Below are 13,628 nucleotides of genomic sequence, written 5' to 3'. Positions count from 1 at the left end.
CATTGTCCGCGATCCCGATTCAGAGATAAATTCTCGAATATGAGAGATTCGACGCCATCGCAGCTTCTCGCCGGCCTCGGCCACAACGGCGGCCCGCCGCTGGAGGAGGAGCATCCGGATTCCGCGCCGTCCTGGCGGCAGTTCTGCTGGAGGAAGGCGCATGCCGCCGCCTGGAGGACGCCGCCGCGCGAAGTGGCGCTGCGCCGCCTGGCCCGGGCCGAGGAGCTCGGGATGAGCTATCGCGACTACACGCTGGCGATCATGGACGGCAAGTATCTCTAGCCCGTCGCCAGCAGCAGCACGTAGCAGAGGATGACAATGGCCAGGCACCGGAACGCCCAGGCGACATAGCGGTACTTGGCTTGGCAGATCGCCGCCAGGTTGCGGGCGTTGGCGGTGTATTCCGTGGCGATGAAGCCCGGCTCCGTGCGGCGGGAGGCGTGCTCCAGCCGCTCCCCGGCCTGGGGCCAGGCCGCCCAGTACAGGCAGGCGCCGCCGTTGCGCTTGCGCGGCAGCAGCACCAGCGCCACGCAGACCAGCCCGGCCGCCAAAGCAACCACCAGCATCAGGCACAGCCCCCACTTCGCCGAGGGAAAGGGGACGGTCCTCGCCCAGGTGAAGACCGACCGCATCTCCGGCGACCACGCCACCAGCGCGATCAGGAAGGTGAAGATGTAGGCCGCCTTCTGGTCGGCAATCTTGATCTGCTCGTGGAAGGTCTGGTTGATGGTCTTCAGATAGTCGATGTGTTCGGAGGCATTCATCTGAGTCTGGACGAATTCCACGATAGAAATACCCGGTTGGGAATAAAGGCTGGGCTGGAAAATGGCAAGCCGCCTACACCCTATAGCCCTCTGCGCGCCACTGGCCGGCGGTGCTAGTATTCGATGCCGGCCCGCGGGGCCCAGGCTCCACGTCAAGCGCCTCCCGGTGCCGGACAGGGAGTGCAACCATGGCAACCTACGTCTTGCTCGGCAACTGGACCGAGCCCGGGATTCGTGCCGTTGCCGACTCGCCCAAGCGGCTCGACGCGGCCAAGTCTCTGCTCCAGGAGATGGGCGGCCAGTTCAAGGCCTTCTACATGACCATGGGCGAGCACGACTTCGTGCTCGTCTACGAGGCGCCGGACGATGCCGTCGCGGCCCGCTTCACGCTGATGAGCGGCCGCCAGGGCTTCATCCGGACCAAGACGCTGAAGGCGTTCCCGGAAGCGGCCTATCGCGAGATCATCAACTCGCTCGGCTAGCCGGCCGAGCGCTCGCGAGCCGATGTCGATGGCGCGGCGCGGAAGTGCCGCGCCATCAGCAGGGCGATCGCGGCGGCGGCGGCCAGGCTCGCGGCCAGCAGGGCCATGCCGGCGGTGAAGCTACCGGTCGACTCCCTGATCCAGCCGACCGCATAGGGCCCGACGAAGCCGCCGAGATTGCCGATCGAGTTGATCAGGGCGATGCCGCCGGCCGCGGCGGTGCCGCCGAGGAACACCGGCGGCAGGGTCCAGAACGGCCCGAGCGTGGCGTAGATGCCGACCGCGGCGACGCCGAGGAAGACCAGCGACACCACATTGGAGGAGGCGGCGATGCTGGCGGCGAAGCCGATGGCGCTGACCAGCGCCGGCAGGGCGACATGCAGCACGCGCTCGCCGGTGCGGTCGCTATGCCGGCCCCAGACCAGCATGGCGCCGGCGCTGACCAGATAGGGCAGGGCGATGATCCAGCCGGTCTGGACGGTCGAGAAGCCCATGCCCTTGACGATCTGCGGCAGCCACAGGCCGATGCCGTAGAGGCCGATGACGATGCCGAAATAGACCACGCCCAGCAGGATCACCCGCGGGTCGGCCAGCGCCGGCCACAGCTCGTGCAGCGGCGGGTGCGTCGCGGCCGCACGGTCGCGGGCCAGGTCCGCGGCGATGGCGGCGCGCTCGGTGTCGTCGAGCCAGGGCGCCTTCGCCGGCCCATCCGGCAGCCACGCGAGGACCAGCAGGCCGAGCAGGCAGGCCGGCAGCCCCTCGATGATGAACAGCCACTGCCAGCCCTTCAGCCCGAACCACAGATGCGTGGCGTCGAGGATCAGGCCGGAGACCGGCGCGCCGATGGCGCTGGCCAGCGGCACCGCGGCCATGAACAGGGCGACGAAGCGGGCCCGCCGCGCCGCCGGGAACCAGTAGGTGAGGTACAGGATCATGCCGGGCAGGAACCCGGCCTCGGCGGCTCCGAGCAGGAAGCGCAGGACGGTGTAGCCCCAGATCCCCTGGACGAAGGCCATGGCAGCCGAGATCAGGCCCCAGGTCACCATGATCCGGCAGATCCACAGCCGGGCGCCGACCTTCTCCAGGATCACGTTGCTCGGCACCTCGAACAGGAAGTAGCCGAAGAAGAACACCCCGGCGCCCCAGCCGAAGACATAGGGCGAGATGCCGAGGTCGGCGTTCATGGTCAGGGCGGCGAAGCCGACATTCACCCGGTCGAGGAAGCTGACCAGGTACAGCAGGATCATGAAGGGGATCAGGCGCAGGCTCACCTTGCGGTACAGCGCCTCGCGATCGGCGTCCGGCACGTCTGTCCTCCCCTTCGGCACGCAGCTCCTGCGACTCGCTGGCGAGGGTAGGAACGGATCGCCTATCAAGGAAGCCAAAACCGGTGATCCTGCCTATAACGGGACGAGATCGGACGGCGGCGGCCGAATCCGGAAGACGGGAGGCGATGATGGGGGAGCTGCGCTGGTCGGCGGCGGCGGAGGCGGCGGCCGGGATCGCCGCGGCCTGGGGCCCGGGCGACCCCGGCGGCGGCGTCGCCGTGTTCGACGCGCGGGAGATCCGGGCCGAGGCCTGTGGCGGCGTCGACAGCCTGGCCGGCGGCAACGCCTTCTCCGGCGACACCGTGGTGCGCTACGCCTCGGTCACCAAGCATGTCTTCGCGGCCCTGGCGTTGTGCCAGGACGGCATCGGCCTGGACGACCCGCTCGGCGGGCTGCTGCCGGGGCTGCGCGGCGACCTGGCCGCGGTCACGGTCGGCCGCGCCCTCGACATGACCGGCGGCCTGCCGGACCTGCGCGAGACCCTGTCGCTGCTCGGCGTGCCGCAGGGCGCGGCGGTGGGGCGGGAGGAGAGCCTCGACTTCCTCTTTCGCCTGACCGGGCTGAACTTCCCGTCCGGGCACGAGATCTCCTACTCCAACACCGGCTACCGGCTGGTCGACGCGGCGCTGTTGCGCCGGGGCCTCGGCTTCGCCGGGCTGGTGCGCGACCGCATCGCCGGGCCGATCGGCATCGGCTTCCGCGTGCCGGAGACCTGGTTCGACCCGATCCGCGGCCTCGGCCCCGGCTACTGGAAGGACGGCAGCGGCGCCTGGCAGCTTGCCGCCTCGGGTCAGCATCTCTCCGCCTCCGGCTGCCTGACCGGCAGCCTGCACGACCTGGTGCGCTGGCAGCAGGCGGTGCTGGCCGATCGCGGGCCGGGGCAGGGCGTGCTGGCCCGGCTCGGCGCGCCGCGCCATCTCGCCGACGGAAGGCCGACGGGCTACGGGCTCGGCCTCGCCTGGTCGCGGCTCGGGGCGCGCCGGCTGGTCGGGCATGGCGGCTCGCTGCTCGGCTACAAGACCTATTTCCTGCTGGATCCGGAGCAGGGCGTCGGTACCGCCGTGGTGTCCAACCGCGAGGACACCATCTCCCACGGCACGGCGCTGACGCTGATGGCGGCGCTGCTCGGCGAGGAGCTGCCCCAGCGCGGCACCGCGATCCCGGACGGGCTCTACGTGGCGGAGCAGGGGCCGGACTGGCTCGAGCTGAAGGACGGCGTCGCCAGCTTCCTCGGCACCGGCGAGACGCTCTATCGCGGCGAGGACGGCTGGTCGGTCTCGCTGTCCGCCCATCTGCCGATGCGGCTGCGCTGGACGGGCGAGGCGGTGGAGGGCGAGATCGGCCATGCCGCGCGCCGCTTCCGGCCGATCGCGCCGGATGGCGTGCTCGACCGGGTGCAGGGCGAATGGCGATGCCCCGAGTTCCATGCCGGCTTTACCATCGCCGGCGAGCGGATGGAGATGGGCGCCGGACCGATCCGGTCCTCGGCGGCGCTGGTGCCGCTGGGCGGCGGCCGGCTGCTGGCCGAGGGCCGTGACGAGCCCTGGCCGAAGCGGATCGGCCTGGCCTTCGACGGCGACACCGCCCGGCTGGTGCTCAACCGCAGCCGGGTGCCGCGCTTCCGGCGGGGGTAGGCGCGCGGAACGGCGGGGCGCCGCGCCCCGTTTCCTGGGCGGAGAAGCTGCCGAGGAGACGATGCGATGCAGCAGGCCCGTCAATGGAACGTCACCGCGCTGTTTGACTCTCGGAAGGATGCGGAGGATGCGGTCGAACGGCTGATCGCCGCGCGCATCCCGAAGGACCGGATCCGCCTGGTGCCCGGCAACGAAATCGATCCGAAGGATGATCCCGACGTCTGGAACGAGGAGGTGCCCACGCCGCAGCAGCGGATGGGGATCCTGGAGTCCCTTCGCGGTCTGTTCTTCCCGGACGACGAGCGCTTCACCTATGGCGAGCACCTCCGCCGCGGCTCCTGCATGGTCTCGGTCCAGGTCACGGATGCGGAGCACGACCGCGCGCTCGACATCCTGGACGACGAGGGCACGGTCGACATGGATACGCGTGAGGACCGCTGGCGCGCCGGCGGCTGGGCCGGCCCGGTGGTGCCGCTGACCGCGGCCAACGAGGACGCTTCGGTCTGGCGCCGCGACCCGAAGCGCAGCCGGCCGCGGGTCCGCTCCTATGTCGGCGGCGCCCCGCGGTAAACATTGGCGGCCGAGCATCCCATGGCGCGGCGGCCGGTCACGGTGTTCGGCGGCACCGGCTTCCTCGGCCGGCGTGTGGTGCGGCATCTGGCGGATCAGGGCTTCCCCGTCCGGGCCGCGTCGCGGCATCCCTGCCGCGCCTCGCCGCGAGCCGATGACGGCACGGTCGAGCCAGTCCAGGCGAATGTGGCCGACGACCACTCGGTGGCCGCGGCCGTCGCCGGCGCCGGGGCCGTGGTCAACGCCGTCAGCCTCTATGTCGAGCGCGGCACGGCGACCTTCCGAGCCATCCATGTCGACGCCGCCGCCCGAGTCGCGCGGCAGGCGCAGCGAGCCGGCGTGGCCACCCTGGTCCATCTCTCCGGCATCGGCGCGGATCCTGCCTCGCGCTCTCCCTATATCCGCAGCCGCGGCGAGGGCGAACAGGCGGTGCGCGCGGCCTTTCCCAAGGCGATCATGATCCGGCCCGCCGCCATGATCGGGCCGGACGACGCTTTCCTGGTGCCGCTGGCCCGGATGTTGCGCCGGGCGCCGGTCTTCCCGCTGTTCGGCAGCGGCCGGACCCGGTTGCAGCCGGCCTATGTCGAAGATGTCGCGGCGGCAATCGTCCGGGCGATGGCGGGGCCGGGCGGCGTCGCCTACGAGCTCGGCGGCGGTGCCGTCTATAGCTATCGCGAGCTGGTCCAACTCGTCGCTCGACATGTCGGCCGACGGCCGCTGCTGCTGCCGGTGCCCTTCCCGGCCTGGCAGGTGCTGGCCCTGGTCGCGGAGCAGCTGCCACAGCCGCCGATAGCGCGGAACCAGGTCGAGCTGATGGAGCACGACACTATCGCCGACCCGGGCATGCCGGGGTTCTCGACCCTGGAGATGACGCCGCTGTCCGCGGGGCAGGTCCTGCCGCTGATCGTTCGCTCGGCTGAGGGTTCACGGCCCCCTCGGATCGCGCCATGATCCTCCGGCCGGCCTGGAAGGGGCGGCTGCCGGCAGAGTGGAGGAGATCCGATGAAACAGACCATCGCCGTCATCGCCCCCGGGGCGATGGGCAGCGGCATCGCCCGGCGCCTGACGGAGCACGGCGCGACCGTGCCGACCCTGCTCGACGGGCGCAGCGCCGCGACCGTGGCCCGGGCCGAAGCAGCCGGCATGCGGGCGGCCGACGAGGCGGCGATCGCCGCCGCCGACGTCATCCTGTCGATCGTGCCGCCCGGCGAGGCGGCGGCCCTGGCCGAGCGGCTGGCGCCGGCCCTGCGCGCCGCGCCGCGCAAGCCGGTCTATGTCGACTGCAACGCCGTCAACGTCCAGACCGTGCAGGCGATCGCCGCCGCGGTCGCGCCGACCGGCGCCGGCTTTGCCGATGGCGGCATCATCGGCGGGCCGCCCGCGCCCGGCGGACCCGGAGGGTCCGGGCCGGTGCTGTATCTGGCCGGCGCGGATGCGGTGCGGCTCGGCGTGCTCGGCGATCTCGGCCTGCGCATCCGCGTGCTCGACGGGCCGGTCGGCGCCGCCTCGGCGCTGAAGATGAGCTATGCCGGCATCAACAAGGGCCTGACCGGGCTGGCCGCCGCCATGATCCTGGCAGCCGAGCGGGCCGGCGCCGGCCCGGCGCTGCATGCCGAGCTGGCGGACAGCCAGCCGCAGCTCCTGGCCAAGTTCGAGCGGTCGGTGCCGGACATGTACGCGAAGGCCTATCGCTGGGTCGCCGAGATGCGCGAGATCGCCGATTTCCTCGGCCCCGACGACCCGGCGCGCCTGATCTATGAAGGCATGGCCGGGCTGTATGAACGCCTGGCCGCCGATGTCGCCGGGGAGAAGCAGGACATCGCCGCGCTGGATGCCTTCCTGGCGATCCGCAAGGCCGACGCGGCGGCGTAGAGCAGGGCCGGTCGCCCTGGCTCGTTTCCGCCACCATTCCCGGTGAAGGTCGCCCCGAGATCGATTGAGACCGCTTCGGGGCCGTCGTAACGGACGGTGTCGATACCGGCGCCGCCGATCAGCGTGTCCGCGCCGACGCCCCCGACCAGGACATCGTTGCCGTCGCCGCCGTCGAGCAGGTCGAGGCCGCCGCCGCCGATGATGAGGTCGATGCCGCCGAGCCCCCTCACCGTGTCGTTGAACGCTGTCGTTTGGGCAATATCGGTGTAGCCGGGCGGAGCGATCATCCCGTCACCGGCGACATGGATCAGGTCATTCCCCGCGGTTCCATCGACAATGGCCATGATCGATTTCCTGGACTGAAGGGGTCGAGACACGCCCGATCCTGCCCCCAGCGCGCCTTGTCTCGGCCTGACGGCATCGGACGAACGGAAGTTGCGCGGCCGCTGCGGTATCCCATGCCGGGTTGCGCTTCGTAAGCAGGGTCACCCCCTACGGCCTCGTCGGCACGAAGAAGGACGCGGTCGATCGAGGTCAGGGACTGCACCCTTCTTGCTGCCGTCGCGAACGCAGTTGGAATTGGGAGCGACGCGCCTTCGTCGAACTCCTGGAGAGTCCTCCCGTCCACAATCGCGGCCGATTCACCATACGCGCCACGGCGGCCGTGCTCTTCGGTGCCATCACCCAGGTTTGGCAGAAAGGCTTCCTGCGTTTGACTACGGCATTCCTAAGTTTCGAAGGAGAGAGGCGCCCTGGCGGCCGACAAGAGCCACGGCTCGCCACGTATGCGCAGGAGGACTTCCATCCGGTTGGCGGCATTGAATTTGCCGAGCACGGCTGAAACCTGGTGTTCGATCGTGCGTGGTGATCGCGATAGGCTTCGCGCGATTTCCTTGTTGCTCTTCCCCTGGGCAATCAAGGCGAGCACCTGCTGTTCGGTCTGGGTCAGGCCCAGCGGATGATGGCGGGCGGCCGTGTATGGCCCCCGACGCGCCTTTGGCAACTGGACCGCGACACCCAGGCGTTGGGCAAGCTTTCGGGCCAGTGCGCCTGCGGAACGCGCCTCGATCGCCTCGAACATTGTCACTGCGCTTGCCAATGCGGTCCCGGCATCGGCTCCCCGGACCTGCATCAGGGCGATCGCCGCCTCGTAGGGAAGGCCCAGGCGGGTCCATTCCGTCGCGGCTGCAGACGGATCGCCGCGGAGTTCAGCCGACCGTGCCTCGATGATCCGGATTTTGGGCACCGGCAGCGCCTCCGGCATCCCGCATCGTCGCCACCAGACCGCCAGTTCGCCGACGTCCCAAGGACTGAAGGTGTCGAGCCCCATCGCGGCGAGGGCCCCCAGTTGCTCGCGGCCGGCGTCGAGATCTTCGGCAAGCCAGGCGGCCTCGGTCAGCGCCAGCCGGACCGGTATGATCCGCTGGGGCTCGCCGGTCGGCAGTCCTTCCTGGAGTGCCTGCTGCAGCAGGGCGGTGCCGCCGGCCTGGCCCAGCCGCACGCGCACCCTGCCAAGCACGGTCAGGGCCGGCAGATGCATCACCACCGGCAGGCGTTCCAGATTCATGACGCCCTGGGCTATGGTCTCCGCTTCGCGAAAACGGCCTTGCTCCATCCGAAGCTGCGCCTGCCGGCCGAGCAGATACTGGGCCGCTGAATCGAGGTCATGCCGGCTGCAAAATGCAATTCCTTCGGCGAGCAGCCGCTCGGCCAAGGCGAAGTCCTTCGACACCACCGCATATTCGGCGAAGTTGGTGTAGGCTCGCGCTGCATGATCATGAAACCCGTGATCGAGCGCCAGCGAGAGGCCTTCTTCCAGCCGCTCGCGGCCGCCGGGGCGGTCGGCGAAGAGAAGCGCGGTGCCGACATTGTTCAGGGCGTGGACACGCGTTTCGATCTCGCCCAGCTGATCGGCAAGCGTGATCGCGCGCAGACCCCAGTCAATGGCATCGTCAAATCGATAGTGCAGCATGTGAAGCTGCGAGCGCGTGCTGTAGGCCATGGCCAGTTCCGGCCCCGGCGGCATGCCTTCCGCCTCACGGACCGCCTCGTTGGCGAAATGCTCCGCCTGCTCGCCTTCGCCGCGGCGCCAATGGAGCCGCGACAGCCAGCGCAGATTGAGGGCGACCTTGTCGATCCGTCCGAGGTCCCGCCAGATCGCGATGGCGCGGTGCCGTGCCTCGATGATCTCGTCATACACGAGCAGCACCAGTCCGGCCTCGTAGGCCCAGTCTTCGTAAAGCTGGGCCGCCAGCGCCGGTGGCGCTTGCGCAACATAGGTGAGTGCCGTGGCCAAGTGCGAGGCTGCTTCTCGATGGGCGCCCATGCGCGAGGCCTGCGCGGCGGCTTGCGGCGCGAGCTCGAGAACGCGCGCGCCGTCGCCGGCTCCAGCGGCGTGGTGCATCCGGCGAGAGAGCAGGGCGCTCGCCTGGGCCGTCAGGAGCCGTGATATAGCCGCTTCCACCTTCGCATGAAGTGACCGCTGAAGGCTCGGCGACAACCGATCAAGTGTCGCCTGCCTTGCGAGTTCGTGGCGGAACGTAACGGCACCTTGACTGTCTCGCCGCAGCAATCCGCGGGCTACACACTGGTCCACCAGGATTTCGGCGTCGACTCCGAGAAGCGCCCGGATCAAGCCCGGTTCGGCGCTTCCCGGAACGATGCTCATCACTTCCAGCACCTCGCGTTCGCCGGCTGTCAGGCGTGACAGCCGGGACCACACCGCGTCGCGCACGGAATCCGGAATTTGCCCTGACTCGATCTCCTTGCTCGACAGCAGCTCAGAGACGAAGAACGGGTTGCCCTCCGTGATTCGGTGGAGATCCGCACCGGAGCGGCCCGCCTGCTCTGCCATTACGGCCACTGCTCCGGGAGAAAGCGGTTCAAGCCTGATGCGGGTTACTGATGCCGGCTGCAGATCGCCGCGCACATGCGTCAAGGGGTGATCAGCGCCGACTTCCTCGCTGCGCGTGCTGAGCACCATCATCGTGCGAAGTACCGAAACACGGCGGCCAAGGTACTTTACGAGATCAAGCGTCGCGTTATCGGCCCAATGCACGTCCTCAAAGACGAGCACCGTCGTGCCTTCCGCGTCCTGAAGGGCATTCAGCAGCGCAGGAAACAGCCGCTCGGGAGTTGCCGCCTCATCGAGCAGCACCGCCACGCGCGGGTCAAGTGACCGCGCCATATCCTGCAATGGGCCGAGCGGGCGCGGAGTGAAAAGCGCCTCGCACCAGCCCCATAGCACCCGGCAGCCTTCGCCCGCACGGACCGCGAATTCTTGCAGGAGGGATGTTTTCCCTATGCCTGCTTCGCCCTCGAGCAGCACGGTGCGGCCGACCCCTGCCGCAGCACTTCGGGCGGCCGCCAGCAACGCTTCAAGTGGACCCTCTCGCTCGAGCAGCATTGGGCGCGACCGTCTCCAAGCACCGGCGAGCATACCGCGCCGAGGATATCTTTGGCACGCGCGAGTTGAAGACAGCATCATGGCAATAATGGTCACGACGGTCATTGTTCGCTTCCGACGATGCCGTGCTGTCCTCTTGTGATTGCTCCAGGCGTCAGCGATCGCTGTCCTGTCCGAGCCGCGCGCCGCTATGCAAAGGCGCGCCCGGCTGGACCGGCACCAGATGCCCGGCCGCTGCGCGCAGCAGCAGGACCTCCTGCAGCAGGCGCGACCGCTCGGGATCCTCGCGCGCCCCGTCCGGCGGCGGAGCGGCGGCGGGCAGGGCGGCGCCCCGGCGCAGGGCCTCGCCCAGGGCCGCGGTCTCGGCGCCGATCCACCGCCCGAACTCGGTGTCCCCGGCCCGCGCCTCCGGCCGGTGCAGCCAGGCGGCAGCGGCGGCGCCGGCCAGCTGCCTCGCCAGGATGACGATGCTCAGCGCCGCGTCCAGCGCGTCGCGCTGCCACCACGCCTCCAGCAGGGTCCGGCCATGCACGGCCTCGGCGTTGCCGCTGGCGAGGCCGGCGGCGCGGCGGGCGGATTCGATCGCCGCCTCGTCCCGGTCCGGCGCGAAGGCCAGGGCGGCGTAGCGGCCATTGGCCTGGATCGCCGCGGCCAGGGCCGGCCGCAGCTGGCGCCCCTCGCGGCTCGGCCACAGCAGCAGTCCGCCGAGCACGCCGATGGCGCTGCCCAGCACGTTGTAGAGCGCCCGCATCCAGGCCAGGGCGGGCTCGCTGGTTCCCGGCTGCGACAGCTCGATCACCAGCACGAAGAGCGGCGTCAGGAAGAAGACGAACAGGCCGTAATTGACCGAGCGCACCGCCATGGTCGCGATCGCCAGTGGGAACACCGCGGCGGTCAGGGCGAGGGGCGTGTGCAGCACGAGGCCGAGCAGGGCGGCCAGCGCACCGCCGAGCACGCTGCCGACCGCCCGCTCCAGCGCCCGCGGCCAGGTCGTCGCCACCGAGGGCTGCAGCACCAGCACCACCGCCATCGCCATCCAGTAGGCATAGGGCAGGCCGAGGATGTGGCTGAGCATCACCGCCCCGGCGGTGGCGACGGCGCAGCGCAGGGCGTGGCGCAGGGTCTCGGACCGCCAGCTCACCTGCGCCCGCAACGGCGCCAGCCAGGACCGACGGGCGGCGGGCCGGATCTCCGGCGTCTCGCCGGTCGAGTGCAACTGGTCGACGATCGCGCGCAGCCCGGCCGCGACCGGACCGTCGCCCAAGGTCCCGACCAGCCTGTCCAGCCGGTCCAGCGACCTCCGCCACGGCGCCTCCTCCTCGCGCCCGGCCGCGAGGGCATGGGCCTGGCGGTACAGCACCATGGCCAGCCGGCGCAGCGCCAGCCGCTCCTGCGGCCCGGAGCCGGGCGCATGCTGGCGCAGGTCGCTCACCGCGATCAGCCGGGCGAACACCCGCTCCGCCCGGTCCAGCGCCAGCAGCAGCCGCTCCAGCGGGGCGGCCAGGCCGCGGCCGCGCAAGGTACGGTCCAGCGTCGCCCGGCCGGTCTCGATGGCGCTGCGCACGGCGTGGCGATAGCGCTGCGCGTGCAGCACCCAGCCGCGCGGGGCGGCGCCCGCATCGAGGCGCGCGAGACCGGCGGTCATGGCGGCGAGGCTGCGATAGACTGTGGCGACGCCCTCCCGGGCCGGCCGGAACGGGTGGATGCGCCAGATCGACAGGGCCAGCAGCATTGCCCAGGCGCAGCCGCCGAGATAGGCAGCGGCGAACTCGCCCAGTGCCGCCGGCGTCGGCGTGTGGTGGTCGACCGCGACGACGCAGGCCACCACCGCCAGCATGCCGATCTGCCGCGCGGCGGCGCCGTAGACCCGGACCAGGCTGCCGATCAGGGCGCACAGGAACACGGCCGCCGTGGCCCAGGGCCAGCCCTGGGCGGAGGCCGCGGCGCCGGCGATCGCGAAGGCGCCGGACAGGAGGGCGAAGCCGGCCAGCGCCCGCACCCGGTCGCGGTTCGGCCCGCCGGGATCAGCCAGGCAGGTCCAGAACGCCGCGATCGCGGCCCAGGCCAGGATCGGCGCCTGCAGCAGGCTGCCGACTGCGACCACGACGGCGCAGGAGGCGGCGGCGCGCAGGCCTTCGCCGAGGCTGAGGCTGCGCGGCGAGACGGCGATGGCGGCGCGGATCAGGGAGGTGCTCAGCGCTGTCGTCTCCATGCTGGCGGCATGCCGCCGGTTCCGCGCTCCTCCCCGATCTTGTCGAGTCAGGATAGCCTGACCGGCGGCCGATCGGCTGCGGCGACGAGACACGGCTGCGTTGCGATCGACGGGCAGCGCGAGGGTGCCGTTTCGGGCCATGATCGCGGTCTCGCGCAGGTGGAAGGAGAAGGCCGATGGACTACCGCAACCTCGGGCGCAGCGGGTTGAAGGTGTCGCCGCTCTGCCTCGGTACCATGATGTTCGGCGGCCCGACCGACGAGCCGGCCGCGACCCGCATTGTCGACCAAGCGCGGGAGGCGGGGATCAACTTCATCGACACCGCCGACGTCTACACCGGCGGGAGGTCGGAGGAGATCGTCGGCCGCGCCATCGCCACCCACCGCTCCTGGTGGGTGCTGGCGACCAAGCTGGCCAACCCGACCGGCGACGGCCCGAACGACCGCGGCCTGTCGCGCCGCCGCGCCTTCGACGCGGTGGAGGCCAGCCTACGCCGCCTGGGCACCGACACGGTCGACATCCTCTATCTGCACAAGGAGGACGCGACCACGCCGCTGGCCGAGACGGTGTCGGCGCTGGCCGACCTGATCCGCCAGGGCAAGATCCGGTATTTCGGCGTGTCGAACTACCGGTCCTGGCGGGTGGCGGAGATCTGCCGGCTGTGCGACCAGGCCGGGATCGAGCGGCCGGTGGTCAGCCAGCCCTACTACAACCTGCTGAACCGGATGCCCGAGGCGGAGCACCTGCCGGCCTGCGCCCATTTCGGGCTCGGCGTGGTGCCGTACAGCCCGCTGGCCCGCGGCGTGCTGACCGGCAAATACGCGCCAGGGGCGACGCCGGGCGAAGACACCCGCGCCGGCCGCGCGGACAAGCGCATCCTGGAGACGGAATGGCGGCCGGAGAGCCTGGCGATCGCGGCCGAGCTGGCGGAGCATGCGCGCGGCCGCGGCATCACCCCGGGCCAGTTCGCGGTGGCGTGGCTGCTGAACAACCGCATCGTCACCGCCCCGATCGCCGGCCCGCGGACCGAGGAGCAGTGGGCCGACTACCTCGGGGCGCTGGACTACGCCTTCACCGCGGAGGACGAGGCGCTGGTGAACCGTCTGGTCGTGACCGGCCACCCGTCGAGCCCGGGCTACAACGACCCGGCCTATCCGATCGAAGGCCGGGTGCCGCGGGTGGGGTAGGGGAGAGGCTCGGCGATCGTGTAGATCCGACCTGCAAATCCCAGACCCCCAGGCTACGACATTCACACATCGTCTCTTATGAGTCCCCCCTCCCCTCGCGGGAGGGGGGGCTCTCGGATCGAGCCGGCCCAGACTGTCGCAAACCGGCATGGACGGCGAGTTCGGTGCCCTGC

At 70.7% G+C, this 13,628-nt stretch carries 12 protein-coding genes; 7 read left to right on the top strand and 5 right to left on the bottom strand.

What is annotated here, in order from left to right; genetic code table 11:
- Nucleotides 1-39: 39 nt before the first annotated feature.
- Nucleotides 40-282, top strand: a complete 243-nt coding sequence (locus AAHM41_RS02665) for a hypothetical protein (RefSeq protein ID WP_342234956.1) — start codon at nt 40-42, stop codon at nt 280-282.
- Here the strand turns inward: AAHM41_RS02665 and AAHM41_RS02660 are convergent.
- On the bottom strand, nt 279-764 hold the full coding sequence (locus tag AAHM41_RS02660) for a Pycsar system effector family protein (RefSeq protein ID WP_342234955.1): 486 nt from the start codon (nt 762-764) through the stop codon (nt 279-281). The genes AAHM41_RS02665 and AAHM41_RS02660 overlap by 4 nt on opposite strands.
- Nucleotides 765-952: 188 nt before the next feature.
- Between AAHM41_RS02660 and AAHM41_RS02655 the strand changes: the two genes are divergently transcribed.
- Nucleotides 953-1,246 (top strand): GYD domain-containing protein, encoded by a 294-nt coding sequence (locus AAHM41_RS02655; protein WP_342234954.1) that lies wholly within the window; start codon nt 953-955, stop codon nt 1,244-1,246.
- Here the strand turns inward: AAHM41_RS02655 and AAHM41_RS02650 are convergent.
- Complete coding sequence (locus tag AAHM41_RS02650; RefSeq protein WP_342234953.1) at nt 1,243-2,553, bottom strand: MFS transporter; 1,311 nt, start codon at nt 2,551-2,553, stop codon at nt 1,243-1,245. The two genes, AAHM41_RS02655 and AAHM41_RS02650, sit on opposite strands and share 4 nt — an antisense overlap.
- A 149-nt stretch (nt 2,554-2,702) precedes the next feature.
- Here AAHM41_RS02650 and AAHM41_RS02645 point away from each other — a divergent pair, with 149 nt between their 5' ends.
- From AAHM41_RS02645 to AAHM41_RS02630, 4 genes are all read left to right on the top strand, one after another.
- A complete protein-coding gene (locus AAHM41_RS02645) occupies nt 2,703-4,208 on the top strand; it encodes a serine hydrolase domain-containing protein (RefSeq protein WP_342234952.1) in 1,506 nt (501 codons plus the stop codon).
- A gap of 66 nt (nt 4,209-4,274) precedes the next feature.
- Nucleotides 4,275-4,778, top strand: a complete 504-nt coding sequence (locus tag AAHM41_RS02640) for a hypothetical protein (RefSeq protein ID WP_342234951.1) — start codon at nt 4,275-4,277, stop codon at nt 4,776-4,778.
- Nucleotides 4,779-4,799: 21 nt separating this feature from the next.
- The gene (locus tag AAHM41_RS02635) at nt 4,800-5,729 is read left to right on the top strand and encodes a complex I NDUFA9 subunit family protein (RefSeq protein ID WP_342234950.1); all 930 of its coding nucleotides are present in this window, start codon (nt 4,800-4,802) and stop codon (nt 5,727-5,729) included.
- A gap of 51 nt (nt 5,730-5,780) precedes the next feature.
- Nucleotides 5,781-6,650 (top strand): DUF1932 domain-containing protein, encoded by an 870-nt coding sequence (locus AAHM41_RS02630; RefSeq protein WP_342234949.1) that lies wholly within the window; start codon nt 5,781-5,783, stop codon nt 6,648-6,650.
- On the opposite strand, the gene AAHM41_RS02625 is transcribed toward AAHM41_RS02630, so the two are convergent.
- The 3 genes from AAHM41_RS02625 to AAHM41_RS02615 form a co-directional block, all read right to left on the bottom strand.
- Nucleotides 6,533-6,994: a hypothetical protein gene (locus AAHM41_RS02625; RefSeq protein ID WP_342234948.1), complete on the bottom strand. Its 462-nt coding sequence runs from the start codon at nt 6,992-6,994 to the stop codon at nt 6,533-6,535. The two genes, AAHM41_RS02630 and AAHM41_RS02625, sit on opposite strands and share 118 nt — an antisense overlap.
- Before the next feature lie 383 nt (nt 6,995-7,377).
- Nucleotides 7,378-10,161 carry an ATP-binding protein gene (locus AAHM41_RS02620; protein WP_342234947.1) on the bottom strand — a complete coding sequence of 928 codons (2,784 nt, stop codon included), beginning with the start codon at nt 10,159-10,161 and terminating at the stop codon, nt 7,378-7,380.
- A gap of 49 nt (nt 10,162-10,210) precedes the next feature.
- Nucleotides 10,211-12,268 (bottom strand): FUSC family protein, encoded by a 2,058-nt coding sequence (locus AAHM41_RS02615; protein ID WP_342234946.1) that lies wholly within the window; start codon nt 12,266-12,268, stop codon nt 10,211-10,213.
- 176 nt (nt 12,269-12,444) lie between these two features.
- Between AAHM41_RS02615 and AAHM41_RS02610 the strand changes: the two genes are divergently transcribed.
- Nucleotides 12,445-13,455 carry an aldo/keto reductase gene (locus tag AAHM41_RS02610; protein ID WP_342234945.1) on the top strand — a complete coding sequence of 337 codons (1,011 nt, stop codon included), beginning with the start codon at nt 12,445-12,447 and terminating at the stop codon, nt 13,453-13,455.
- The last annotated feature ends 173 nt before the right edge of the window (nt 13,456-13,628 follow it).

This window comes from Inquilinus sp. OTU3971 (genome assembly GCF_038440215.1).
This window is presented reverse-complemented; position numbering and strand designations above follow the sequence as displayed.

Bases quoted from the DNA above. Each gene is read 5' to 3' on its own strand.
- AAHM41_RS02665 (WP_342234956.1), top strand. From the start codon at position 40: ATGAGAGATTCGACGCCATCGCAGCTTCTCGCCGGCCTCGGCCACAAC.
- AAHM41_RS02660 (WP_342234955.1), bottom strand. From the start codon at position 764: ATGAATGCCTCCGAACACATCGACTATCTGAAGACCATCAACCAGACC.
- AAHM41_RS02655 (WP_342234954.1), top strand. From the start codon at position 953: ATGGCAACCTACGTCTTGCTCGGCAACTGGACCGAGCCCGGGATTCGT.
- AAHM41_RS02645 (WP_342234952.1), top strand. From the start codon at position 2,703: ATGGGGGAGCTGCGCTGGTCGGCGGCGGCGGAGGCGGCGGCCGGGATC.
- AAHM41_RS02640 (WP_342234951.1), top strand. From the start codon at position 4,275: ATGCAGCAGGCCCGTCAATGGAACGTCACCGCGCTGTTTGACTCTCGG.
- AAHM41_RS02635 (WP_342234950.1), top strand. From the start codon at position 4,800: ATGGCGCGGCGGCCGGTCACGGTGTTCGGCGGCACCGGCTTCCTCGGC.
- AAHM41_RS02630 (WP_342234949.1), top strand. From the start codon at position 5,781: ATGAAACAGACCATCGCCGTCATCGCCCCCGGGGCGATGGGCAGCGGC.
- AAHM41_RS02625 (WP_342234948.1), bottom strand. From the start codon at position 6,994: ATGGCCATTGTCGATGGAACCGCGGGGAATGACCTGATCCATGTCGCC.
- AAHM41_RS02620 (WP_342234947.1), bottom strand. From the start codon at position 10,161: ATGACCGTCGTGACCATTATTGCCATGATGCTGTCTTCAACTCGCGCG.
- AAHM41_RS02615 (WP_342234946.1), bottom strand. From the start codon at position 12,268: ATGGAGACGACAGCGCTGAGCACCTCCCTGATCCGCGCCGCCATCGCC.
- AAHM41_RS02610 (WP_342234945.1), top strand. From the start codon at position 12,445: ATGGACTACCGCAACCTCGGGCGCAGCGGGTTGAAGGTGTCGCCGCTC.